This window comes from Methylobacterium sp. B4 (assembly GCF_003201865.1).
In the GTDB taxonomy this organism is placed as follows: Bacteria; Pseudomonadota; Alphaproteobacteria; order Rhizobiales; family Beijerinckiaceae; genus Methylobacterium.
This window is the reverse complement of the sequence record NZ_QJJJ01000004.1, coordinates 58,193-79,750: the sequence shown is the minus strand read 5'-3', so window position 1 is coordinate 79,750 and position 21,558 is coordinate 58,193. Positions and strand designations below refer to the sequence as shown.

19 protein-coding genes are annotated in these 21,558 nt (G+C 70.9%); 11 read left to right on the top strand and 8 right to left on the bottom strand.

From position 1 onward, the window contains the following. The first annotated feature begins 150 nt into the window (after positions 1 to 150). The 3 genes from BY998_RS24705 (at position 151) to BY998_RS07620 (ending at position 3,050) form a co-directional block, all read left to right on the top strand. Positions 151 to 606, top strand: coding sequence for a MucR family transcriptional regulator (locus tag BY998_RS24705; protein WP_245421531.1), 456 nt, complete (start codon positions 151 to 153; stop codon positions 604 to 606). 142 nt (positions 607 to 748) lie between these two features. Beyond that, positions 749 to 1,966, top strand: coding sequence for a murein L,D-transpeptidase family protein (locus tag BY998_RS07625; RefSeq protein ID WP_110351043.1), 1,218 nt, complete (start codon positions 749 to 751; stop codon positions 1,964 to 1,966). Between the two features lie 178 nt (positions 1,967 to 2,144). Next, complete coding sequence (locus tag BY998_RS07620; RefSeq protein WP_110351042.1) at positions 2,145 to 3,050, top strand: MBL fold metallo-hydrolase; 906 nt, start codon at positions 2,145 to 2,147, stop codon at positions 3,048 to 3,050. A 197-nt stretch (positions 3,051 to 3,247) separates the two neighbouring features. Here the strand turns inward: BY998_RS07620 and BY998_RS07615 are convergent, their stop codons facing one another. From BY998_RS07615 to BY998_RS07600, 4 genes are all read right to left on the bottom strand, one after another. Next, the gene (locus tag BY998_RS07615; protein WP_110351041.1) at positions 3,248 to 4,738 is read right to left on the bottom strand and encodes an amino acid permease; all 1,491 of its coding nucleotides are present in this window, start codon (positions 4,736 to 4,738) and stop codon (positions 3,248 to 3,250) included. Between the two features lie 159 nt (positions 4,739 to 4,897). Further along, positions 4,898 to 5,581 carry a TenA family protein gene (locus tag BY998_RS07610; RefSeq protein ID WP_110351040.1) on the bottom strand — a complete coding sequence of 228 codons (684 nt, stop codon included), beginning with the start codon at positions 5,579 to 5,581 and terminating at the stop codon, positions 4,898 to 4,900. A 28-nt stretch (positions 5,582 to 5,609) separates the two neighbouring features. After that, positions 5,610 to 6,299 carry a response regulator transcription factor gene (locus tag BY998_RS07605; protein ID WP_110351039.1) on the bottom strand — a complete coding sequence of 230 codons (690 nt, stop codon included), beginning with the start codon at positions 6,297 to 6,299 and terminating at the stop codon, positions 5,610 to 5,612. A gap of 10 nt (positions 6,300 to 6,309) precedes the next feature. Further along, complete coding sequence (locus BY998_RS07600; protein ID WP_110351038.1) at positions 6,310 to 7,833, bottom strand: ATP-binding protein; 1,524 nt, start codon at positions 7,831 to 7,833, stop codon at positions 6,310 to 6,312. 552 nt (positions 7,834 to 8,385) lie between these two features. Between BY998_RS07600 and BY998_RS07595 the strand changes: the two genes are divergently transcribed. After that, positions 8,386 to 9,174 carry a hypothetical protein gene (locus tag BY998_RS07595; protein ID WP_348629203.1) on the top strand — a complete coding sequence of 263 codons (789 nt, stop codon included), beginning with the start codon at positions 8,386 to 8,388 and terminating at the stop codon, positions 9,172 to 9,174. A 376-nt stretch (positions 9,175 to 9,550) separates the two neighbouring features. On the opposite strand, the gene BY998_RS07590 is transcribed toward BY998_RS07595, so the two are convergent. From BY998_RS07590 to BY998_RS07580, 3 genes are all read right to left on the bottom strand, one after another. Continuing rightward, positions 9,551 to 11,254: a DEAD/DEAH box helicase gene (locus BY998_RS07590; protein WP_110351037.1), complete on the bottom strand. Its 1,704-nt coding sequence runs from the start codon at positions 11,252 to 11,254 to the stop codon at positions 9,551 to 9,553. A 164-nt stretch (positions 11,255 to 11,418) separates the two neighbouring features. Further along, the gene (locus BY998_RS07585; RefSeq protein ID WP_110351036.1) at positions 11,419 to 11,703 is read right to left on the bottom strand and encodes a PepSY domain-containing protein; all 285 of its coding nucleotides are present in this window, start codon (positions 11,701 to 11,703) and stop codon (positions 11,419 to 11,421) included. 110 nt (positions 11,704 to 11,813) lie between these two features. Further along, entirely contained in the window at positions 11,814 to 12,869 is a 1,056-nt protein-coding gene (locus BY998_RS07580) for an HD domain-containing phosphohydrolase (RefSeq protein WP_110351035.1), read from the bottom strand. A 255-nt stretch (positions 12,870 to 13,124) separates the two neighbouring features. On the opposite strand from BY998_RS07580, the gene BY998_RS07575 reads away from it, so the two are divergent. The 6 genes from BY998_RS07575 (at position 13,125) to BY998_RS07550 (ending at position 19,374) form a co-directional block, all read left to right on the top strand. Next, entirely contained in the window at positions 13,125 to 13,541 is a 417-nt protein-coding gene (locus BY998_RS07575; RefSeq protein WP_110351034.1) for an HIT domain-containing protein, read from the top strand. A gap of 10 nt (positions 13,542 to 13,551) precedes the next feature. Continuing rightward, positions 13,552 to 14,508, top strand: a complete 957-nt coding sequence (gene nudC, locus BY998_RS07570; protein WP_245421517.1) for an NAD(+) diphosphatase — start codon at positions 13,552 to 13,554, stop codon at positions 14,506 to 14,508. 152 nt (positions 14,509 to 14,660) lie between these two features. Further along, entirely contained in the window at positions 14,661 to 15,515 is an 855-nt protein-coding gene (gene trpA, locus BY998_RS07565) for a tryptophan synthase subunit alpha (RefSeq protein ID WP_110351032.1), read from the top strand. A 126-nt stretch (positions 15,516 to 15,641) separates the two neighbouring features. Continuing rightward, positions 15,642 to 16,568, top strand: a complete 927-nt coding sequence (gene accD / locus BY998_RS07560; RefSeq protein WP_110351031.1) for an acetyl-CoA carboxylase, carboxyltransferase subunit beta — start codon at positions 15,642 to 15,644, stop codon at positions 16,566 to 16,568. A gap of 28 nt (positions 16,569 to 16,596) precedes the next feature. Beyond that, complete coding sequence (locus tag BY998_RS07555; RefSeq protein WP_110351030.1) at positions 16,597 to 17,922, top strand: folylpolyglutamate synthase/dihydrofolate synthase family protein; 1,326 nt, start codon at positions 16,597 to 16,599, stop codon at positions 17,920 to 17,922. Positions 17,923 to 18,486: 564 nt separating this feature from the next. Continuing rightward, positions 18,487 to 19,374 (top strand): porin family protein, encoded by an 888-nt coding sequence (locus tag BY998_RS07550; protein ID WP_110351029.1) that lies wholly within the window; start codon positions 18,487 to 18,489, stop codon positions 19,372 to 19,374. 166 nt (positions 19,375 to 19,540) lie between these two features. On the opposite strand, the gene trxA is transcribed toward BY998_RS07550, so the two are convergent. Beyond that, the gene (trxA, locus tag BY998_RS07545) at positions 19,541 to 19,861 is read right to left on the bottom strand and encodes a thioredoxin (protein ID WP_110351028.1); all 321 of its coding nucleotides are present in this window, start codon (positions 19,859 to 19,861) and stop codon (positions 19,541 to 19,543) included. A 291-nt stretch (positions 19,862 to 20,152) separates the two neighbouring features. On the opposite strand from trxA, the gene BY998_RS07540 reads away from it, so the two are divergent. After that, positions 20,153 to 21,439, top strand: coding sequence for a PQQ-dependent sugar dehydrogenase (locus BY998_RS07540; RefSeq protein ID WP_110351027.1), 1,287 nt, complete (start codon positions 20,153 to 20,155; stop codon positions 21,437 to 21,439). The last annotated feature ends 119 nt before the right edge of the window (positions 21,440 to 21,558 follow it).

Genomic DNA, 21,558 nt, shown 5'->3' with positions numbered 1-21,558 from the left:
GTCGAGCGGGCGCCGGAGCCGTCAGAGCGGTCGCGGCGCCGGGCTTGGCGCTTCCCGGGCGGCCAGGGCAGGGGCCATGCCGGGCACGAGGCGTTGCACCACCATCGTGCCCACGGTTCGGCGCCGGTCGAGCATGGCCACGGCACGTCGCTGCAGGGGCTCACGGTCGACGTCGTCTCGTCCTATGTCTCCAGCCATCCGCTGCCGTCCGTCGATCTGCCGGCCCTCATCCTTCGGGTGCACTCGGCTCTGTCCGACCTGTCGGCGTTACCCGATCCCGAAGCCGAGGATCTGAGAGAAAGGGCGACGCCCTCGCAGATTCGCCGGTCGATCACCCCGGACGCGCTGATCTCCTTCATCGATGGCCGCCCCTACAAGACGCTGAAGCGGCACTTGGCGGCACACGGCCTCGACATCGAGGGGTATCGCCGGCGCTACGGGCTGCCGGCCGACTACCCGACGGTCGCCGCCAACTACTCGGCCGAGCGCGCGGCGCTCGCGAAGTCGATCGGCCTCGGCCGGAACCAGGAACCGGAAGAGGCTCGACCCCCGAGGAAGAAGGTCTTCGCGCGGCCGGGCCGGCGGCGCAAGGAGAAGGCCGCCTGACACGGCCGGGGGGAGGATAACGGGCGAGCGGGAGCCCATCCGGTCTCGGCGCTTTCGTAAAACGGCCCTATTGCTCGGACACTGCTCCACGCCGATGCCTGCAGGCGTCGCCGGCCGCGCGTCGGCCTCACCGGGACGATGCATGCTCCCTTCCTCCGCTTGTCCCGTTCCCAATGGGCCTCCGCTCCGCGTCCTGCCGCTCGTCCTCCTCGGCCTGCTCCTCCTCGCGGGCCTCGCTCCGGCCGCGCGGGCCGACAAGGCGCGGGCGCCGATCCCCGCCGCGACCCTGGCGCTGATGGCCGCGCGCGGCACGAACGCCGCCTCGCCGATCGTATTGCGGGCCTACAAGAAGGAATCGGAGATCGAGCTCTGGAAGCGCAACGCCGCCGGGCGCTACGTGCCGATCAAGACCTACCCGATCTGCCGCTGGTCGGGGCAACTCGGCCCGAAGACCAAGACCGGTGACCGGCAGACGCCGGAAGGGTTCTACACCGTGGCCAAGAGCCAGATGAACCCGAACTCGCGCTACTACCTCTCCTTCGACATCGGCTACCCCAACACCTACGACCGGGCGCACGGCTCGACCGGCTCGGCGGTGATGGTGCACGGCGTTTGCTCTTCCATGGGGTGCTTTGCCATGACGGATGCCGTGGCGGGCGAACTCTTCGCCATCGCCCGCGAGGCCTTTGCCGGCGGACAAGGGGCATTCCAGTTCCAGTCCTTTCCCTTCCGGATGACCGCCGCGAACCTCGCCCGGCACCGCACCGACCCGAACATGCCGTTCTGGCGCCAGCTCAAGGAAGGTTCGGACCGCTTCGAGGCAACGGGCGAGGAGCCGACGGTAAACGTCGCGGGCGGGCGCTACGTGTTCGCGCCGTCAGCCGATCCGGCCAAGGAAGCGGCCTTCGCCTCGCTGCACCGGGACGAAACACAGCGCATCGCCGCCCTCGTGGACGAGGGCGCGGCCGCCGTGCGCACCACCTACTCGGATGGCGGCCAGCACGCCTTCTGGGCGGCGCGGATCGGCCAGGGCGTCCCCGTCGGCGAGATCAGCCGGCCCGAGGCGCTGGCCTATGCCGGCCAGGAGGTCGTCCTGATTCCGGCCCGGCGCAAGGCTCCGCCCCCGCCGCCCGTGCCGGAGGCGGTCTGGGCCGTCTGGATCGGGACGGACAGCCCCTCGCTCGCCGTCCGCACCGCCGACTTCGTGCCGCCCTACGCCGGCGCGCCCCGCATGGCAGAGCCGGTCCGGCGCTACGCACAGACCTGGCCGAACCTCGTCCGGGCCGCGATCGAGGGACCGCTGCCTCCGCCGGACGTCACCGGCGCGCCGGCTCCGGTCGAGCGGGTGGCGCAGCGCTGATCGAGAGTCGTTCGAAACGGCGTGTGCGGGCACGCACACGCACCCGAATGGCGGGCCCCCATCTCAACGCGGTACACTCCGTGCCCGATGAGGGGCCGAAGGACCGCCGCACATGCGCGCGGCGGCGCCGCTGCCACCCGAGAACGCCCGGCGTGAGGCCGGGCATTGGTGCCGATCCATGACCCTGCCACATCCAGCCAAGGACGACTCCCTCGTCCTTCGTTTTTGGGGCGTCCGCGGCTCGACGCCGGTCAGCGGCCCGGAGACGGCCGAGTTCGGCGGGAATACGCCGTGCCTGGAGATCCGTTGCGGGGATCGCCTCTTCGTGATCGATGCGGGCTCGGGCCTCGGCGCCCTCGGGCGCGGCTGCCGCGACAGCCTTCCGCAGGACATCGACCTGCTGTTCAGCCACCTGCATCTCGACCACACGGCGGGCCTGCCGTTCTTCAAGCCCGTGGTGATGGATTGCGCGCGCACGATCCACACCTATTGCGGCAACTTGGACGGGGCGAGCGCCGAGGGCGCCCTCGACCGCCTGTTCTCGCCGCCGCTCTTCCCCGTGACCCTCGACGTCCTGCCCTGCACCTTCAAGCATCACGGCTTCCGCGCCGGCGAGCCGCTGACCTTCGCCGACGGGAGCCGGGTCGACACCATCCTGCTCGACCATCCCCAGGGCTCGACCGGCTACCGCTTCGACCATGCCGGCAAACGGCTCTGCATCATCAGCGACATCGAGCACGGCGCGAACTGGCCCGACCCGGAGCTGTGCCGCTTCGTCGAGGGCGCCGACCTGCTCGTCTACGACGGCATGTTCACCGAAGGCGAGTATCCCTGCTGCAAGGGCTGGGGCCACTCGACCTGGCAGAAGGGCGTGGAACTGGCCAAGGGCGCGGGTGCCAAGGCGCTCGCCATCATCCACCTGCACCCCGCCCATTCGGACGCGCAGCTGCGCAAGGTCGAGGCGGAGATGCAGGCCGAGATGCCGACCGCCTTCATCGCCCGCGAGCGCCAGTCGATCGAGGTGGGCCGCCCGATCGTCCCCCTCGCCGAGCCGCCGGTGCTGGCCCTCGCCCGTCGGGCCTGAGGGCGCCTCGAGAGGAGCGGCAGCGCGCGACCGGCTCCCGTCCCCGCTCCGCATCGCCCGACGGCTCGCAACCACGGTGCGAGCGGTCCTCCCGTCATCGCAAGGCGGAACCGAAGCGAATCCGGGAGGTCCGCGCTTCTCTCAGATAGCCGATGAGGCGGCCACCCGCGGTGGAGCGGGCAGCCGCCATCGTCACCTCACAAAGCCGTCGTCGCGCCCGCGCCCTCCTCGCGGCCGACGCGGCTGTGCTTGCGGCTCCAGGCGAAGTAGATCACGAGGCCGATCGCCAGCCAGATGATGAGACGCAGCCAGGTGTCTCCGTCGAGCGAAAGCATCATTCCGAGGCAGAACAGGGCGCCGAGGATCGGCACGAAGGGCACCAGCGGCGTGCGGTAGGCGCGCGGCGCGTCGGGCTGGGTGCGGCGCAGGATGACCACGCCCGCGCAGACGAGGATGAAGGCGAGCAGCGTGCCGATGCTGGTCATGTGGCCGAGCTGGGAGATCGGCAGGAAGCCGCCGAGCGCGCTCGTGAACACCATGAAGAACAGGTTCGAGCGGTAGGGCGTCTTCCACTTCGGGTGGATCGCCGAGAAGAAGGCCGGCAGCAGGCGGTCCTTCGACATGGAGTAGAACACCCGGCTCTGGCCGAGCAGCAGCACGAGGATCACGGTCGAGAAGCCGCAGATCACGCCGAAGGTGACGAGGCTCTTCAGCCACGGGAAGGGTGTGGCGGCGATCGCTGTGTTCACGGGGGCGGCATCGCCGCGCATGGCGTCGTAGTGGACGAGGCCGGTCAGCACGCCCGCGAACGCGATGTAGAGCACCGTGCAGATCGCCAGCGAGCCGAGAATGCCGATCATCATGTTGCGCTGGGGGTTCTTGGCCTCCTGCGCCGCGGTCGAGACCGCGTCGAAGCCGACATAGGCGAAGAACACCACGCCGGCCGCCCGCATCACGCCGCTCCAGCCGTACTCGCCGAAGGTGCCGGTGTTAGCCGGCAGGAAGGGGTCGTAGTTCTGCGCCTTCACGTAGAACAGGCCGACACCGATCACGGTGGCCACGACGGCGAGCTTGAGGATCACAACCGCGCCGTTGACCCGGGCCGATTCCCGAATGCCGACGATGAGCAGGCTGGAGGCCGCCACGACGATCAGGATCGCCGGCACGTTGACGAGGCCGTGCGCCATCGTGCCGTCGGCGAGCTGGTAGGTCTCGAAGGGCGAGTGGACGAGCGATCCCGGCAGATTGATGCCCAGGGTGTCCCGCATGAAGCGCGTGACGTAGCGCGACCAGCTGACCGAGACGGTGGCCGCGCCGACGGCGTATTCCAGCACCAGATCCCAGCCGATGATCCAGGCGATGAACTCGCCCATCGTGGCGTAGGTGTAGGTGTAGGCCGAACCCGCGACCGGGATCATGCCGGCGAGCTCGCTGTAGCACATGCCCGCGAGCGCGCAGCCGATCGCCGCGATGGCGAAGGAGAGCGTCACCGCCGGGCCCGCATGCTCCGCCGCGGCGATGCCGGTCAGCGAGAACAGGCCGGCCCCGATCACCGCGCCGATGCCGAGGCCGATCAGGCTCCAGGGGCCGAGATGGCGTTCCAGCTTGTTCTCGCCGGACTCGGCGTCGGCGTTGAGCCGTTCGAGCGTCTTGATCCGGAAGAGGTCACTCGCCAAGCCTGACGCCATATCCGCCCCACCCCCCTCTATCGAGCTTGCGCCCTTCACAGGGCGACTGGATTGTTCGCTCGTTCTCGTTCAATCGCCTCACCGTCGCAGGTGCAACGGCCTATCGCAACATCGCCGTGCAAGGACGCGGCCAAGCTGTCACGCGCGTCGCCCGGAATGTCAGATCGGCCAGGCCAGATCCCGGTAGGCGCCGTCCCAGAAGCCGTATTCGAGGCGGGTGGCGTGGGCGTAGGCGGCGTGCATGCGCCCAAGCAGGGCGGGGGAAGCCGAATCCGCCGCCTCGTCGGTGGCCGCGATCATCGCCGCCACCGCCGCGCCGAACTCCTCGCCGGCATAGGTGTCGATCCAGGCGCGGTAGGGGTTGTCCGGCCGCGCACGGGAAAAAATGTCGCGGCCGACCTCGGCATAGATCCAGAAGCAGGGCAGGAGCGCGCCGAGCACGACTTCGTAGGGCTCGGCGTAGGCGCTCGCCATCAACCACGCGACGTAGTGATCGCAGGCCGGCGAGAGCGGCGTGGCCGCGAAGGTCTCGGCATCGATGCCGAAGTCGCGCAGGAAGCCGCCATGCAGCGCCCGCTCGACTACGATCGCGGTCTCGGCGCCGCGGGCGAACTGGACGATCCGGTCGGGATGGGGCGCCTTGGCCGCCGCGAGAGCGAGCGCCCGGCCGAAGCCGATGAGGTAATGCGCGTCCTGCACGATGTAGCGGCGGAAGCGCTCGTGGCTGAGCGTGCCCGCGGCGAGCTCCGCGTTGAAGGGCATCGTGCGGATCGTCTCGTAGGCCGCGAGGTTGCGGGCCCACGCCTCCCGAGAGAAGCGCCCGGCGGAGGGGAAATCGGCCAAGAACAGCGCTCCGTCGTTTGAGGGGAAATCAGCCCTGCCGCTGCGCCTGCGTCACCGCCACGTGGATCAGCTCGGCCAGCGTGCGCACCCTGAGCTTCTGGCGCATCTGCGAGCAGGCGTTGGTCACGGTCTTGTAGCTCACCGAGAGGTCGGCAGCGATGGCGCCGTAGGACTTGCCCTGGGCGAGGCGGGCGAGGATCTGCTGCTCGCGGGGCGTGAGCTGCGTCTCCGGCGTGCGGCGCGGGTCGGCGCGCAGCATCGCGACCTCGGTGGCAAGCCGCCGGTCGAGGAAGACCTCGCCCGCACGCACCCGCTCGAAGGCCTGGAACAGCTCGTTCGAGGCATGGTCCTTGAGCACGTAGCCCAAAGCCCCGGCCTCCAGCGCCCGCGAGACGATGACGGGATCGTTGTGCATCGAGAAGACGAGCACGCGCGTCTCGGGCTCGATCCCGCGCATGCGCCGGATCAGGGCGAGGCCCGCGAGGCCGCTGCCCTGGAAGGTGAGGTCGCAGATCACGACCGGCGGGCGCAGGCGGTGGAAGGCGCGGTAGCCGGAAACGACGCCGGTCGCCTCCACCACGGTCTCGATCCCGGCATCCTCCAGCACGCGGCGGCAGCCCTGCAGGACGATGGGGTGGTCGTCGATGACCAGGACGGGGCCGGCGGCCCCCTTGCTCGCGGCGGCTCGGGACATGGGATTGCTGATCGGCGCGTTCATCGTACACGCATCACTTGAGTTGCGGCGCGGGCGGCGGGGCCGAAGCCTCGTCCTCGTCGCGCTCGGGATCGATCGGTATGCTGATCCGGACAACGGTTCCCGACGGAGCGTTGTCAAGAGAGCCCTTCTCCAGGTTGAACTGACCGCCCAGGGCCTCGACGCGCTCGCGCATCCCGGACAGGCCGAGGCCGATCCGGTGGCCGGGGGTGATGCCCTTGCCGTCGTCGCGGATGCTCACCCGCAGGAGCGTCCCGGCCGCGCCGTCTTCCTCGACCGCCTCGACCCGCACGTGCCGAGCCGCGCCGTGACGCACGGCGTTGGTGCTGCTCTCTTGGATGCAGCGGAACACGGTGAGATCGACGATGTCGCCGTAGCCGCGGGCGAGCTCCTCGAAATGTCCTTCGAAGGCGGTGTCGGGGTGGCGCCGGCCGAAATCGCGCAGGAGCAGGGCGAGGCAATCCCGGAGCGGGACCTCGCCCAGGGCGTGGGGGCGCAGGCGGTTCAACAGGTCGCGGTTGAGGCCCTGGAGCTGGCCGACGATGCCGCCGATGTCGCCGGCCCGCGCGGCGAGACGGTCGCGGTCGACCGGGCCGGAACTGGCGGCGAGCCGCGAGACGGAAGCCGCGTTGGCCTCCAGCGCGAACAGGCAGGGGCCGAACTCGTCGTGAAGTTCGAGGGCGATGCGGGCGCGCTCGTCGTCCTGGGCGGTGAGCAGCTGCCGGTTGAGCCGGCTCTTGGCGGCTCGGGCCTCGGAGAGCGCGCCGGCCACGCGGTTGAAGCGCTCGGCGATCACCGCCAGTTCGCGGGAGGCCGGCGGGTCGAGATGGGCGGTATAGTCGTGGCGCTCCAGCCGGGTCAGCCCGTCGGCGAGGCTTTCCAGAGGCCGCAGGATGCGCCCGAGCGCCAGGAAAAGCGCGGCCAGGACCGCGAGGTTGAGGATCAGGCTCGCGAGAGCCAGGGAGCGGGCATAGCCCCAGACCTCCTCGATCTCGTCGAGCGGCTGGGTCGTGATCGCCGCGGTCCCGATCCGCTCGCCCCGGACCATGATCGGCAGGTCGTGCTGGTGCGGCTCGGGGGCGATCAGGCGGACGAACCAGCGCGGGGCCCGCCGCGCCTCCCGCCCGCTCTCCGACGGGCCGAAGCCGATCCGCCGTCCCTCGGCATCGAGGATGGTCACGCGCACGTGGCGCAGGGCCTGGAAGCGGAGGTCCAGGGTGTGGAGCACGCTGTCGGGGCTGGGGCTGCGCAGGGAGCGGATCGTGTCGGCCACCAGCGGTTCGACCGTGGCGAGGCTCGCCGCCATCTCGACCTGCACGGCGTTGCGCGCGGTGACCACGATGACGCCGCATGAGACCAGAGCCGCGACGATGTCGATGGCGAGCACCGCCAGGATCAGGCGGGTGCGCGTCGGCCAGCCGGCCCAGAACGGCACGGGCGGCCGCGCGGGGGCAGCCGCCTCCTCGGGCGCCGATCCGTGTGCGGGTCGCGTCATCGTGGGGGAAAGCGCGGAATGCGTCGCGGCGGGGTTCGGCACGGGCCCTCGCGATCGGTCAGGCCGCCGCCCGACGGCGGCGTCGCGGGCAGGCCCGATCCGGGACTGTTCGGCAAGCCGACATCGGATAAAACGCTCAGATTTCTACGAATTCGGCACATGATCACCGTGACCGATCCCCGGACGAAAGTCCATGCCGCCACCGCAGCACGGGGTCGCAGGGCACACTGATGTTTTTCTTATGATTGATGTTTTCTTATGATTGCCCGGCCGGGTCGCGGCGTGCCCGCTGCGTCCTCAACGCTCCGTTAAACGCCGGGGGCTTATAGATCGCTGGTCTGATCTGGATCCGCGGGACACTTGGAACCGGGATACCGCGAATCAACGACGCGATGTCGCGACCGGTTTTCAGACAGATGCGCAAGCGTAGCCGACGGCCCAACACTGTGGGGTAACCGTCGGACATCTTGCCGCCGCAATGCCGAGGCCGTGTTGTTGCAGGGGTACAACGTGCAAGAGGCCGACCGCATGTCGGTGGCAATCCACCCGTCAGAGGCCCGCCGAGGCGGGAGCAAGGCTTCCGCTCGACCGCGGATGCGCACCATCGCCGCCATCGGCGGCGGGGGCGTCGCCGTGCTCGCCTTCGCCGCGGGCGCCTTCTCGTTCTTCTCCGATCTGGCCGATCCGCGGGCTCGGCCCGTCCGGAGCGCGCCGGTCGCCCCTGTCGCCTCGCAATGGCCCGACCTGAAGGACGGCGTCCCGGCCCTGGCCACCGCTTCCGCCGAGCCGCCGCCGGAATTGCGCCGGGCGAGCCTGCCCGCGGCCGAGCCGCCGCCCGCAGCGATCGCGGCGCCTGCGCCGGTCCAGGCGGCATCGGTCCAGGCGGCACCCGCCTCCGTCCCGCCCGGCCCGGCGGCTCTGCCGATCGAGCCGGTCCAGACGGTTCCGCCCGCCGCCCGGACGACGGCCTCCGTCTCCCCGGCGAAGGTTGCGGTGCCACTCCCGCCGACCCGGTCGGAGACCGTGCGCGCCAAGGCGGAGCAACCCGCCAAATTCGTCTCCCTGCCGGCGACGAAGCCGGAGACGGCCCGGACCGAGGCGGCGAAGCCGGAGCGCGGGAAGGCCGAAGCGAGCAAGCCCGAAGCCATCAAGTCCGAGGCCATCAAGGCCGAAGCTGCCCGCAAGACCGTGGCGCCGGCCCGCGCCCGCGCGCCCGAGGCGAAGCCGACGCAGACCGCCTCGGCTCAGGCTCCGGCCGCCAGCCCGCCCGCCGCACGCGAGGCGTCGGACGAGCCGGAATTGCTCGGCGTGAAGATTCCCGGCGGCCGTCAGATCCGCGAGGGCTGGGACGCGGCCGTGAGCGGCCTGCTCGGCGACAAGTAGCGGCTCGCGGCGCGTTCCGGTCGATCGCCCTGGGGTTCTTTCCAACCCCACCATGGCTTGCACCTCGCCAGGAAGCGGGGGATGCCGAATTCATCAACCGGAGCGCATGATACCGTTTCCGGATGGTCGCTTCGGGATCTTCCTTCGTCTTTGCGAGGCGAAGCCGAAGCAATCCAGGCCGTAGCCCCTCCGGGGATGTCGCGCCCTGGATCGCTTCGCTGACGCTCGCGATGACGGGGCCTCGCAACATCCGAAGCGTTCGATCGGAGAACGGTATGACAGGCGAAAGCCTCCGGTCCGGCGGGATCGGAGGCTTCGAATGGGTCGCGCTGCCGCGGCGCCGATGCGCCGGGCCTCCTTTGAAACGATCTTCGGATCAGCCGTTCTGCTGCGCCTTGCCGGCCTCGCGGCGATGGCGCTGGGCGCGGGGGCTCTTCTGAACCTTCTGCGCCGGTCCCTCGCCCTGCATCCGCTCGACGCGGACATCGGGCGGACCGCGCCGGGCGAAGGCGGCGGCAAAATCTTCCGCGGCGCTGGTGCGCACCTCGAAGGCCGTCTCCCGGTCGGAGATCCGGATCGCGCCGATATCGCCGCGGCCGATCTGCCCCCGCCGGGTCAGCATCGGCAGCAGGCGGCGCGGCTCGACCCGGTCGCGCCGGCCGAGATTGAGCCGGAACCACGTCGCCGGCTCGTCCTCGCCGACCCGCGGCGCTCCGACCGGCACGCTGCCGCGGGATTCCGGGCGCCGGCTCACGTCGTAGGCCGGATCGGTCACCTCCTCGGGCACGGGGATGCGCGAGCGGTAGAGGCGGGCGAAGGCCGCGGCGAGGCGCTCGGGCGGAAAGCGCTCCATCAGCGCCTCGGCCCAGTCCCGCTCCCACTCGCGCTCCTCCTCCGTCTCCGGTTCGGAGAGCAGGGGATCGGACATCATCCGCTCGCGGTCGAGCACGCGGATCTCGTCGGCGTTGGGCGGCCCGCTCCAATCGGGGCTCACCTTGGCGATGGCGAACATCTGCTCGGCCCGCCGCCGCTTGGAGGCCGGCACCAGCACGACGCTGGTGCCCTTGCGGCCGGCGCGGCCGGTGCGGCCGGAGCGGTGCTGCATCACCTCGGCGTCGTGGGGCAGGTCGGCGTGGATGACGAGATCGAGGCCCGGCAGGTCGATGCCGCGGGCGGCCACGTCCGTGGCGACGCAGACGCGGGCGCGCCCGTCGCGCAGGGCCTGGAGCGCGGCGTTGCGCTCGCCCTGGCCGAGTTCGCCCGAGAGCGCGACCGCCGAGAAGCCGCGCTCGGTCAGCGAGGCCTGGAGATGGCGCACCCCGTCACGGGTGTTGCAGAACACGATCGAGACCGGGGCATCGACGTAGCGCAGCACGTTGACGACGGCGTGCTCGATCTCGCGGGGCATCACCCGCACGGCACGGTAGACGATGTCGGCATGGCCGCGAGTCTCGCCGACCACGGCCAGGCGCAGGGCGTCGCGCTGGTAGCGCTCGGCCAGCATCACGATGGCCTTGGGCAGGGTCGCCGAGAACAGCAGCGTGCGCCGCTCCGCCGGAGTCGCCGCCAGGATGAACTCGAGATCCTCGCGAAACCCCATGTCGAGCATCTCGTCGGCCTCGTCGAGGACGACGGCGCGCAGGCCCTCGGTGACGAGCCGGCCGCGCTCCAGATGGTCGCGCAGGCGCCCCGGCGTGCCGACGACGATGTGCGTGCCGGCCTCCAGCGCCCGGGCCTCGCGGCGCGGGTCCATTCCGCCGACGCAAGGCACGACGCGGGCATTCGTCTGCGCGTAGAGCCAGGTCAGCTCCCGCTGCACCTGCAGCGCCAGCTCGCGGGTCGGCGCGATGACCAGCGCCAGAGGGGCGCCCGGGGGCGGCAGGGTCTCGTCAGGCCCGAGCAGGGTGCCGGCGACGGCCAGACCGAAAGCGACGGTCTTGCCCGAACCGGTCTGGGCCGAGACGAGCAGGTCGCGCTCGGGGGCGGCGTCGAGCACCGCCTGCTGGACGGGGGTCGGCTCGGCATAGTTGCGCTCGGTGAGCGCCCGGGCGAGGGGGGAGGGCAGTGTCGGAAATGGCAAGGGAGGCGCGCCTTCGGACCGGCAAGCGGCCGGATCGGAATCAAGCAGCGCTTCTAGCGCCTGGAAGGCGTCCCGACCACTACCCGCACCGCGCAGCGGCGTTGCGCGAGGCCCGGGGCCCGGAGTCCAGGCCTCGCGCAACGCCGCTCCCTCCATCCTCGCCCTCAATCGTCGTCGTGCGCGCGGGCGCCCTTCTCCGCGACGGCGCCGCTCTGCGGATCGACCGAGACCTTGACGCTGCGGCCGTCGCGGCTGGCCTTGGCCTTCCAGACGCCGTCATCCGCCTCGATGCTGCGCACGTCCGTGTAGCCGGCCTCGGACAGTTTCTGCAGCACTTGGTCGATCGGCATCGCGTCCTTGACAGGTCCGCCCGCCAGGGCCGGTGCGGCGGTGCCGGCGATCAGGGCGCCAGACATCAGGGCGGCGATCAGAGTCTTGTGCGTGTTCATGGAGCGGCTCCCGCTTGCAGGTGGCGACGGGCTCTCGATCCCACCCGGCGGGCTGCGGGCGCCTGACGGCGGCTGTCAGCGAAATGTCAGACGGCGCCCCGGGCGGCTCCTTACGCCGCCCGCTCCTGAACGAGGGCGACGATGTCGTCCCAGCGGGAGAGGAAGGCAGCCACGCAGGCCGGATCGAAATGCCGGCCCGCCTCGGACTCGAGATGGGCGCGGGCCTTCTCCAGGGGCCAGGCCGGCTTGTAGCTGCGCTGTGAGATCAGCGCGTCGAACACGTCGGCCACGGCCACGATCCGGCCGGCGCGGGGGATCTCCTCGCCCTTGAGGCCGCGGGGATAGCCGGTGCCGTCCCAGCGCTCGTGATGGGTCAGGGCGATCTCGGCGGCGATCTGGAGGAGGCGCGAGGGGCTGTCGTGCAGCATGTGGTAGCCGCGCAGGGCGTGCTGGCGCATCTCGTCCCACTCCTCCGGCGTGAGCGGGCCCGCCTTCATCAGGATGTGGTCGGGCACGCCGATCTTGCCGATGTCGTGCATGGTCGAGGCCAAGGCCACGTCGTCGGCCTCCGCCGAGGTCAGGCCGAGCCCCTCGGCCACCGCGATGACGCAGCCGGCCACGCGGGTGAGGTGGTCGCCGGCCTGATCGTCCCGGAATTCCGCCGCGAGCATCAGGCGGCGGATGATCTCGCGCTCGCGGGAGGCGGCATCGGCCACCGCGCGGGCCGCGTCGCGCTGCATGGCGACCGCCTGACGGTCGTTCTCCCGGCGCGCGAGCGACAATTCGGCGAGCACGCCGACCCGTTCGCGCAATTCCAGCGCGTCGAAGGGCTTGGCGAGCACGTCGGTGGCGCCGGCCTCGCGGCCGATCCGGCGCAGGCTCCGGGCCTCGCCCGCGGCGACGAGAAGGATGGGCGTGCGCGCCAGGGTCTCCTGCGCCCGCAGGACGCGGATCAGGGCCGCGGCGTCGAAGCGGCCGGGTTCGGCCTCGACCACGATCACGTCGGGGGCATGCGCGGCGAGTTCGTCGGCGGTCTGCCCCGAAACCGGCACGATGCAGGCGCTGCAGGACAGGCCGTGCAGCGCGAGGACGAGGGGGGCCGGTGTTCGCGCCGCCACGATGGCGACGACCGCGTTCCCGCTTTCCCCGGCCGCACCGTCCGTCATCGCATCATCCAGCGCGACCGTGGCGCGGCCAGCCGCGCGCCGATTCTCGATCGCTGCGGTGAAGCGTGACAGAACATGGTTAATCGAGACTGAAATCACGCCGACGATTCCCCGAACGCGACGGGTGCGATCCCTTGCTTTCGCGCGGTGCCGAAAACCGGACAGCACGTTCCGGGCCGATGCCGGTCCCTTCGCCGCATCGGTCACGCCGCAAACCGGACACCACTTTCCGGGCCGATGCTCTAGATCCCCCGCATGACCGACGCCTTCGCCCTCGATCCGCGGCTCGCCGCCGACACCCATCCGGTCGGCGACCTCGCCCTCAGCTCCGTCCTGCTGATGGACGACGCGCGCTTTCCCTGGCTCATCCTCGTGCCGCGGCGGCCGGCCTTGAGCGAACTCACCGACCTGTCGCCGGAGGACGCGGCGACCGCCTTCGAGGAGATTCGGATAACGGTCAAGGTTGTACAGGCCCTGGCCCGCCCGGACAAGGTGAACGTCGCCGCGCTGGGCAACGTGGTACCGCAGCTCCACGTCCACGTGGTGGCACGCTTCCGCTCCGATCCGGCATGGCCCGGACCGGTCTGGGGCGTCGGCGAGCGGAAGGCCTATCCGGCCCATGCCCGCGCCGCGCTGCTCGAACGGGCCGCGGCCCTGTTCGCGGCCGCCTGAGGATTTCTGCGTGACCGCTTCCTCCCCCGGCCGCGAGGCGCTGGCCTACGCCGCGAGCCGCCTCGTGCGGCACTCCGCGGAACTCGGCCCGGCCCCCTCGCTCGCGGCGGCGGGACCGGAGGCCCGCCTCGTCCTGATGGCGGGCGAGGCGATGATTGTACGCGCCGCGCCGGACGGAGGGACGGCGACCGCCCTGCTCGTGCCGGACGAGGCCGGAAGCGCCGGCGAGCGCGCCCACGAGATCTTCCTCGGCCGGGTCGAGGGCCGGCCGGTCTTCGCGGCCGCCGTCGCCGCCGAGGCGGCCGAGGCGTTCCCCGCGCCCGCCTACCGCGCCCTCGACCTGCGGGCGCTGGCGGCCGAGGGCGCGGTCGAGCGCGAGGAGCAGGGCCTGCTCGCCACCGCCAAGTCCCTGCTGGCGTGGCACGCGCGGAACGGCTTCTGCGCCAATTGCGGCCATCCGACCGTGATCGGGGCAGGGGGTTTTCGCCGCGAATGCGGGTCTTGCGGCCTGCACCACTTTCCCCGCACCGACCCGGTGGCGATCATGCTGGTCCGGCGCGGCGAGAGCTGCCTGCTCGGGCGCGGCCGTCACTTCAAGCCGGGGATGTATTCCTGCCTCGCCGGCTTCATTGAGCCCGGCGAGACGGTCGAGGACGCCGTGCGCCGCGAGACCCGGGAGGAGACCGGGATCACCGTCGGCGCGGTCGCCTATCACGCCTCGCAGCCCTGGCCCTTTCCGGCCTCGCTGATGATCGGCTGCGTGGCCGACGCCCTGTCCGAGGCGATCCGCACCGATCCCGACGAGCTGGAGGATGCGCGTTGGTTCACACGCGCGGAGGTGGCCGCGATGATCGCCGGCGCCCATGCGGAGGGGCTGACCGTGCCGCCTGCCACCGCCATCGCCCACCTGCTGATGCGCGGCTGGGTGGAGGGTGCCCTCGATTCCGCTGCCGCGCCGAACGCCTGAGTCGCATCCCTCGGCGCGCGGCCGGACGGCCCCGCGCTTCACGGATGCGTGCGGATGGTGTAGGCGCGCGCCCTGGCCGGGGAAGCCGGGAGCGGTGCGGCGGCGCCCGATCCCGGACCCCGAGACCGGACGTGCCGCCGGGAGCGAGACCCATGACCGCCCGCATCGATGCCGTGTTCGCCCGCTGCCGTGCGGAAGGGCGCGCCGCCCTCGTCACCTACGTGATGGCGGGCGACCCCGACCCGGAGACCTCGCTGAAGGTGCTGGAGGCGCTGCCGAAGGCGGGCGCCGACATCGTCGAGTTCGGCCTGCCCTTCACCGATCCCATGGCCGACGGCCCGGCGATCCAGGCCGCGGGCCTGCGGGCGCTCGGGGCCGGACAGGATCTGCGCGGTACCCTCGACCTCGTGCGCCGCTTCCGCGCGGGCGATGCGCGGACGCCCGTGGTGCTGATGGGCTACTACAATCCGATCCACACCTACGGCGTGCCCCGCTTCCTGGAGGATGCCCAGGCCGCCGGGATCGACGGCCTGATCGTCGTCGACCTGCCGCCGGAGGAGGACGAGGAGCTCTGTCTTCCGGCCCTGGAGAAGGGGCTCGCCTTCATCCGCCTGGCCACGCCCACCACCGACGCGCAGCGCCTGCCGGCGGTGCTCGCGAACACGGCCGGCTTCGTCTACTACGTCTCGATCACCGGCGTGACCGGCACGGCGACGCCGGATTTCGGCCGGGTCTCGCAGGCGGTGGCCCGCATCCGCGCACATACCGAACTGCCGGTCGTGGTCGGCTTCGGGGTGAAGACCGGCGCGCACGCCGCCGAGATCGCCCGCGGCGCCGACGGCGTGGTGGTCGGCTCGGCGCTGGTCGACGCGCTCGCCCGCAGCCTCGGCGAGGGGGACCGGGCCGGGGACGGCACGGTGGAGGCGGTGGCCTCTCTCGTGCGCGAGCTGGCGCAGGGCGTGCGCAGCGCGGCCCAGGTGCCGACCGAGGCTCCGGCCGGGGCCTGAACGCCCCTCTCATCCCGCCGCCGCCCGGCCGTGGCATGATTCGACTGGAGATCCAGCCGGAGAGGCCCTTGGCATCGAGGCGGCGGCGTTCCGATATCAGCGTGGCAGGACAGGGAATCTGACGCCATGGTCGAGCCGATGAACTGGATCTCGGAGGTCGTGCGGCCCCGGATCAAGACGCTGTTCAAGCGCGAGACCCCGGAGAACCTCTGGGTCAAGTGCCCCGATACGGGCCAGATGGTCTTCCATAAGGAAGTCGAGCAGAACCACTGGGTCATCCCCGGCTCCGAGCACCATCTCAAGATGAGCGCGTCCGCGCGCCTGAAGATGATGTTCGACGAGGGCACCTGGATCGACGTGCCGCTCCCCGAGGTCGCCGCCGATCCGCTCAAGTTCCGCGACGAGAAGCGCTACGTCGACCGCCTGAAGGAGGCTCGCGCCAAGACCGGCATGGCCGACGCCTTCAAGATCGGCTTCGGCCGGGTCGGCGGCCTGCCGACGACGATCGCGGTCCAGGAATTCGCCTTCATGGCCGGCTCGCTCGGCATGGCCGGCGGCGAGGCCTTCGTGCGCGGCGCGGAGACCGCTCTCGAGAAGCGCACCCCCTACGTGCTGTTCGCAGCCTCCGGCGGCGCGCGCATGCAGGAGGGCATCCTTTCGCTGATGCAGATGCCCCGCACCACGGTCGCCGTGCGCCGGCTGCGGGCCGCGCGGCTGCCCTATATCGTGGTGCTGACGAACCCGACCACCGGCGGCGTCACCGCCTCCTACGCCATGCTCGGCGACGTGCATCTGGCCGAGCCGGGAGCCCTGATCTGCTTTGCCGGCCCCCGCGTCATCGAGCAGACGATCCGCGAGAAGCTGCCCGACGGCTTCCAGCGGGCGGAGTATCTGCGCGAGCACGGCATGGTCGATCAGGTCGTGCACCGCCACCAGCTCAAGGAGACGATCAGCCGGCTCTGCGGCCTGCTGATGGACGTGCGCCGCGCCCCCGCCACGCCCGCCGAGCCGCCCGCGCCGACGGCGCCCGAACCGCTGCCGGACGCGGCCTGAGCGTCCCATCAGAAGGTCTTGGTGCGAGATGGAATCCTCCGACGCGCTGATGGCGCGCTTCCTTGCCCTGCATCCGCGCACGATCGACCTGTCGCTCGGGCGCATCGAGCGCCTGCTGGCCGCGCTCAACCATCCCGAGCGGCGCCTGCCGCCGGTGATCCACGTGGCGGGCACCAACGGCAAGGGCTCGACCATCGCCTTCATGCGGGCGATCTTGGAGGCGGCGGGCCTGGCCGCCCACGTCTACACCTCGCCCCATCTGGTGCGCTTCCATGAGCGCATCCGGCTCGGTGCCATCGGCGGCGGCCAGTACGTCGCCGAGGACCGGCTCGCCGATGCCTTCGCCCGCTGCGAGGCGGCCAACCGCTCCGAGCCGATCACCGTCTTCGAGATCACCACCGCCGCGGCGATCCTGCTGTTCTCCGAGGCGCCCGCCGACGTCCTGCTCCTCGAGGTCGGCCTCGGCGGACGGGTGGACGCCACCAACGTCATCACGCACCCGGCCTGCGCCGTCGTCACCCCGATCGGGCGCGACCACGCGGAATATCTCGGCGACACCGTCGAGGCGGTGGCGGTGGAGAAGGCCGGCATCTTCAAGCGCGGCTGCCCGGCGGTGATCGCCGCCCAGGACTATGCCGGAGCCGACGCGGTCCTCTGCCGCGAGGCGGAGCGGATCGGCGTCTCGCCCCTGCGCGTGGGGAACCAGGATTTCTCCGTCCACGAGGAGAGCGGGCGGCTCGTCTATCAGGACGAGACCGACCTGTTCGACCTGCCCCGTCCCCGGCTGGCCGGCCGCCACCAGCTCACCAATGCGGGCACGGCCATCGCGGCGCTGCGCGCGGCGGGCTTCGGCGATATCGGCACGGCGGCCGTCGAGGCAGGCTTGCGCAACGTCGACTGGCCGGGCCGGTTGCAGCGGCTCGTGCGCGGGGCGCTCGCCGAGCGGATGCCCAAGGATGCCGAACTCTGGCTCGACGGCGGCCACAACGCCGATGGTGGGCGCATCCTGGCCGCCGCCATGGCCGATCTGGGCGAACGCAGCGACGTGCCCCTCGTCCTCGTCGTGGGTCTCCTCGGCACCAAGGACGCCGAGGGCTTCCTCAAGAACTTCGTCGGCCTCGCACGCTCGCTGATCGCGGTGCCGATCACCGGACAGATGGCTGCCCGGCCCGCCGAGGAGGTGGCCGGGATCGCCGGGTCCGTCGGCCTCTCGGCCACTGTCGCCCCGAGCGTCGAGGCGGCCCTGGCGAGCCTGTCCGACACGGTATTCGAGCGCCCGCCGCGCGTGCTGATCTGCGGCTCGCTCTATTTGGCCGGCGCGGTGCTCGAGGCCAACGGCACGATCCCGACCTAGATTCGCGGCCGGAAAGCCGGGGCGGGTTTCAGGAAAAAGGAGAGGCGGGAACGCGTGCCGCTCTGAAGGGCAAGTTCCGATCACGGCGCCATCCGAGCGTTCTTCAGCGACACGAGGTCCGGCTCGCTCGAAGAGATCGACCGATTCGAAGGTCGGGATGCATCCGCATCCGTGCGAATCATCGTTCGGCCGAGTCTCGCGGCCCGCAGACGGGCTCGCGAAGATCGACGGGCGCCCTCTCACTTGGCGAAACGACCCGCTTCGGGGCCGGCCCAGCCGCTTCGATGTCCGATCGGTCAATCGAACGCGCCTCTGGATTGGTGTTCCGCTTCCGGCCGACTTGAGGAACCGGCTCCGCTAGCGGCCGGTGACGGCGACAGGGCCGCAAGGTCTACAAGAACACGGTTCACGGAACACGAGATCCAGTGTCGGAGCCGGATGGAACCTCGCATGAAGGGTCGCGAGGTCGATTGCTGCGCCGCCGGTGTGTCCTGGCCGCTACATCGGCAACGGCGGAAATGGTCTAGCTTCTTCTCGATCGGGCTCTCTGCTGGGGATCAAAAAATGAAGAAGCTTCTGACATCGCTCGCCGCGTTCACGGCGATGACCGCCGCGGCCTCCGCCGCCGACCTGCCGCGCCGCGCCGCTCCGCCGGTCTTCACCCCCGTTCCGGTGTTCACCTGGACCGGTTTCTACGCCGGTTTCAACGCCGGTTACGGCTTCGGCGTCGAGGACAACGGCGCCCGTTCGGTCGTCGGCGTCAACTCGCTGACCGGCCTCGTGCGTCCCGGCCAGACCGCCGTCATCGCCTTCGGCGGCAACGACCGCAGCGACGGCTTCGTCGGCGGTGGCCAGATCGGCTACAACTATCAGTTCACCCCGGGCTCCGGCGTCGTCGTCGGTATCGAGGCTGACGCTCAGTACGTCGACTTCGGCCGCAACCGGAACCAGTTCTCGGTCGTGAACAGCAACCCGGCCTTCCCGGGCGTCGCCGCCCAGCAGGTCTTCAACCCGAACGGCGTTTCCAGCCTCGACTTCTTCGGCACCGTCCGCGGCCGTCTCGGCTACGCCTTCGATCGCGTCCTGTTCTACGGCACCGGCGGCTTCGCCTACGGCGCCGGCGGCGGCCGTCAGTTCGGCCTGCCGAACAGCTCCACCGACGACTTCCGCACCGGCTACGCCGCGGGTGGTGGTGTCGAGTACGCTCTCCCGACCGACTCGTTCCTGAACTTCTTCCGCTCCTCGGCCGTGACGCTGAAGGTCGAAGGTCTGTACGTGAACCTCGATCGCGGCGGCGGTGCCCTCAACGGCGCCTTCGCGGTGAACAACGCCGGCACCGTGATCACCACGGCTTCCCCGGGCGTGGTCGTCGTCTCCGGCGCCCAGCGCCGCAACGACACCGAGTTCGCGGTCATCCGCGCCGGTCTGAACTACAAGTTCGGCAGCTACTAAGCCGAACCTTCAATAAGGGTCTCGAAACCAGGGAGCCCGGCCGAAAGGCCGGGCTTCTTGCGTTTAGGCGTGACACGAGAAGAGGGACCGGGCCGGCCTCCGGGCACGAAAAAGCCCGGCCTCTCGGCCGGGCTGTCCGAACGATGCTTCGTCCGGTTCGGGTTCGTCAGGCGCTGGCCTGGATCCAGCGGGAGAGGTCGCCCTTCGGGGCGGCGCCGACCTTCTGGCTGGCGAGCTTGCCGTCCTTGAAGATCATCAGCGTCGGGATCGAGCGGATGCCGTAGGTCGAGGCAATGCCGGGGTTCTCGTCGACATTGACCTTGACGATCTTCACCTTGCCCTGAAGATCGACGGAGATCTCCTCGAGAGCCGGGCCGATCTGACGGCAGGGGCCGCACCACTCCGCCCAGAAATCCACCACGACGGGCTCGGAGGACTGCAGAACGTCCTGCTCGAAGCTCGCATCGGTCACTTTCACGGTCGCCATCATACGTCCTTTCGACACGCGGTCCCCGAAGACACCGGGGAGCGGGTTCGGCGCCTATCGGTCGAGCGAGAATTGGCGACGCCCCGGCGCCCGGTCAAGGCACCTCGTCCGCGCCACGGGTCTGAGGCGCTGGCGCGGTATGGATCATGCCCGAATCCTCCCCGCAATCCTTGTCCGGCCCGGGCGTCCGCGGCGCGGCGCGGCGTCTCGGAGCCGGTGCGACCCTCGCCGTTCGCGCCCAGCGCCCCATTTGGCGGGCAGGATCGGCGACCCGCACAAGGATCAATCGACGTGACGCGCACCCTCTCGCTTCTGCTCGCCACCGTCGCGGCTCTCGGCCTCGATGCATCCGCCTTCGCCCAGCAGCCCGCCGGTCAGGACACGCGGTCTCCCCGGATCGAGGGCGAGTCGTTCCAGGCGCCGGCTGCGCCGAGCGCGGGCACGTCGGTCGCCGAGAAGGATCCGCCGAACACCGAGTACAAGCCGCTCCTGCCCAACCAGACCCGGGCGCCGGAGCCCGCGCAGAAGTCCGAGGTCGAGACCGCGGTCGCGGTGAAGGGGCTCGACAGCCCGTGGGCGATGGAGTTCCTGCCCGACGGGCGGATGATCGTGACCGAGAAGGCGGGCAAGATCCGCCTCGTGGCCAAGGACGGCACGGTGGGCCAGCCGGTGGCGGGCGTGCCGAAGGTCGATGCACGGGGGCAGGGCGGCCTGCTCGACGTCGCGCTCAGCCCGGGCTTCGCCAACGACCGCACGATCTACTTCAGCTTCAGCGAGCCGCGGGACAAGGGCAACGGCACCACCGTGGCCAAGGCCAAACTCGTCGAGAGCGACGGCAAGGCGCGGCTCGACGATCTCAAGATCATCTTCCGCCAGACGCCCGCCTACGACGGCGACAAGCATTTCGGCTCGCGCCTCGTCTTCGCGCCCGACGGGAAGCTGTTCGTCACGGTCGGCGAGCGCTCCGACAAGCAGACCCGCGGACAGGCCCAGGATCTGACGAGCGGGCTCGGCAAGGTCTTCCGGATCGAGACGGACGGCAGCGCGCCGAAGGACAACCCCTTCACCGGCGGCGAGAAGGCGCGGCCGGAGATCTGGTCCTACGGGCACCGCAACGTGCAGGCCGCCGCCCTCGACAGCCAGGGCCGGCTCTGGACGGTGGAGCACGGCCCCCGCGGCGGCGACGAGCTGAACCGCCCGCGTCCCGGCCTCAACTACGGCTGGCCGGTCGTGACCTACGGCATCGAGTATTCGGGCGAGAAGATCGGCGACGGCCAGACCCAGGCCGGCGGCACGGTGCAGCCGGTCTATTACTGGGACCCGGTGATCGGGCCTTCCGGCATGGCGCTCTACAACAAGGATCTCTTCCCGGCCTGGAAGGATCAGTTCCTGATCGGCGGCCTCGTCAGCACCGGTCTCGTCCTGCTCAAGCTCGACGGCGACAAGGTCGTCACCGAGGAGCGCATCCCGCTCGAGCACCGCGTCCGCGACGTGAAGGTCGGGCCGGACGGCGCCGTCTACGCGGTGACCGAGGATGACGGCCAGATCGTCAAGCTGACGCCGAAGAAGAGCAGCTGAGGCCGGGCTCGCCTCGCTTCGGCTCCCCGGCACGTCCTTGCGCGGCTCGGCGCAAGCCATCCAGCGGCGCGACCTCTCCGGAGACGTCGCGCCGCTGGATCGGTCGCAGCCGCGCGCGA

What these genes read in the sequence shown, in the direction of transcription:
- BY998_RS07625 (WP_110351043.1), top strand. Translation starts at nt 749, where the DNA reads ATGCTCCCTTCCTCCGCTTGTCCCGTTCCCAATGGGCCTCCGCTCCGC.
- BY998_RS07620 (WP_110351042.1), top strand. Translation starts at nt 2,145, where the DNA reads ATGACCCTGCCACATCCAGCCAAGGACGACTCCCTCGTCCTTCGTTTT.
- BY998_RS07585 (WP_110351036.1), bottom strand. Translation starts at nt 11,703, where the DNA reads ATGAACACGCACAAGACTCTGATCGCCGCCCTGATGTCTGGCGCCCTG.
- BY998_RS07575 (WP_110351034.1), top strand. Translation starts at nt 13,125, where the DNA reads ATGACCGACGCCTTCGCCCTCGATCCGCGGCTCGCCGCCGACACCCAT.
- BY998_RS07595 (WP_348629203.1), top strand. Translation starts at nt 8,386, where the DNA reads ATGCGCACCATCGCCGCCATCGGCGGCGGGGGCGTCGCCGTGCTCGCC.
- BY998_RS07580 (WP_110351035.1), bottom strand. Translation starts at nt 12,869, where the DNA reads ATGACGGACGGTGCGGCCGGGGAAAGCGGGAACGCGGTCGTCGCCATC.
- accD (WP_110351031.1), top strand. Translation starts at nt 15,642, where the DNA reads ATGGTCGAGCCGATGAACTGGATCTCGGAGGTCGTGCGGCCCCGGATC.
- trpA (WP_110351032.1), top strand. Translation starts at nt 14,661, where the DNA reads ATGACCGCCCGCATCGATGCCGTGTTCGCCCGCTGCCGTGCGGAAGGG.
- BY998_RS07605 (WP_110351039.1), bottom strand. Translation starts at nt 6,299, where the DNA reads ATGAACGCGCCGATCAGCAATCCCATGTCCCGAGCCGCCGCGAGCAAG.
- BY998_RS07555 (WP_110351030.1), top strand. Translation starts at nt 16,597, where the DNA reads ATGGAATCCTCCGACGCGCTGATGGCGCGCTTCCTTGCCCTGCATCCG.
- trxA (WP_110351028.1), bottom strand. Translation starts at nt 19,861, where the DNA reads ATGGCGACCGTGAAAGTGACCGATGCGAGCTTCGAGCAGGACGTTCTG.
- BY998_RS07550 (WP_110351029.1), top strand. Translation starts at nt 18,487, where the DNA reads ATGAAGAAGCTTCTGACATCGCTCGCCGCGTTCACGGCGATGACCGCC.
- BY998_RS07615 (WP_110351041.1), bottom strand. Translation starts at nt 4,738, where the DNA reads ATGGCGTCAGGCTTGGCGAGTGACCTCTTCCGGATCAAGACGCTCGAA.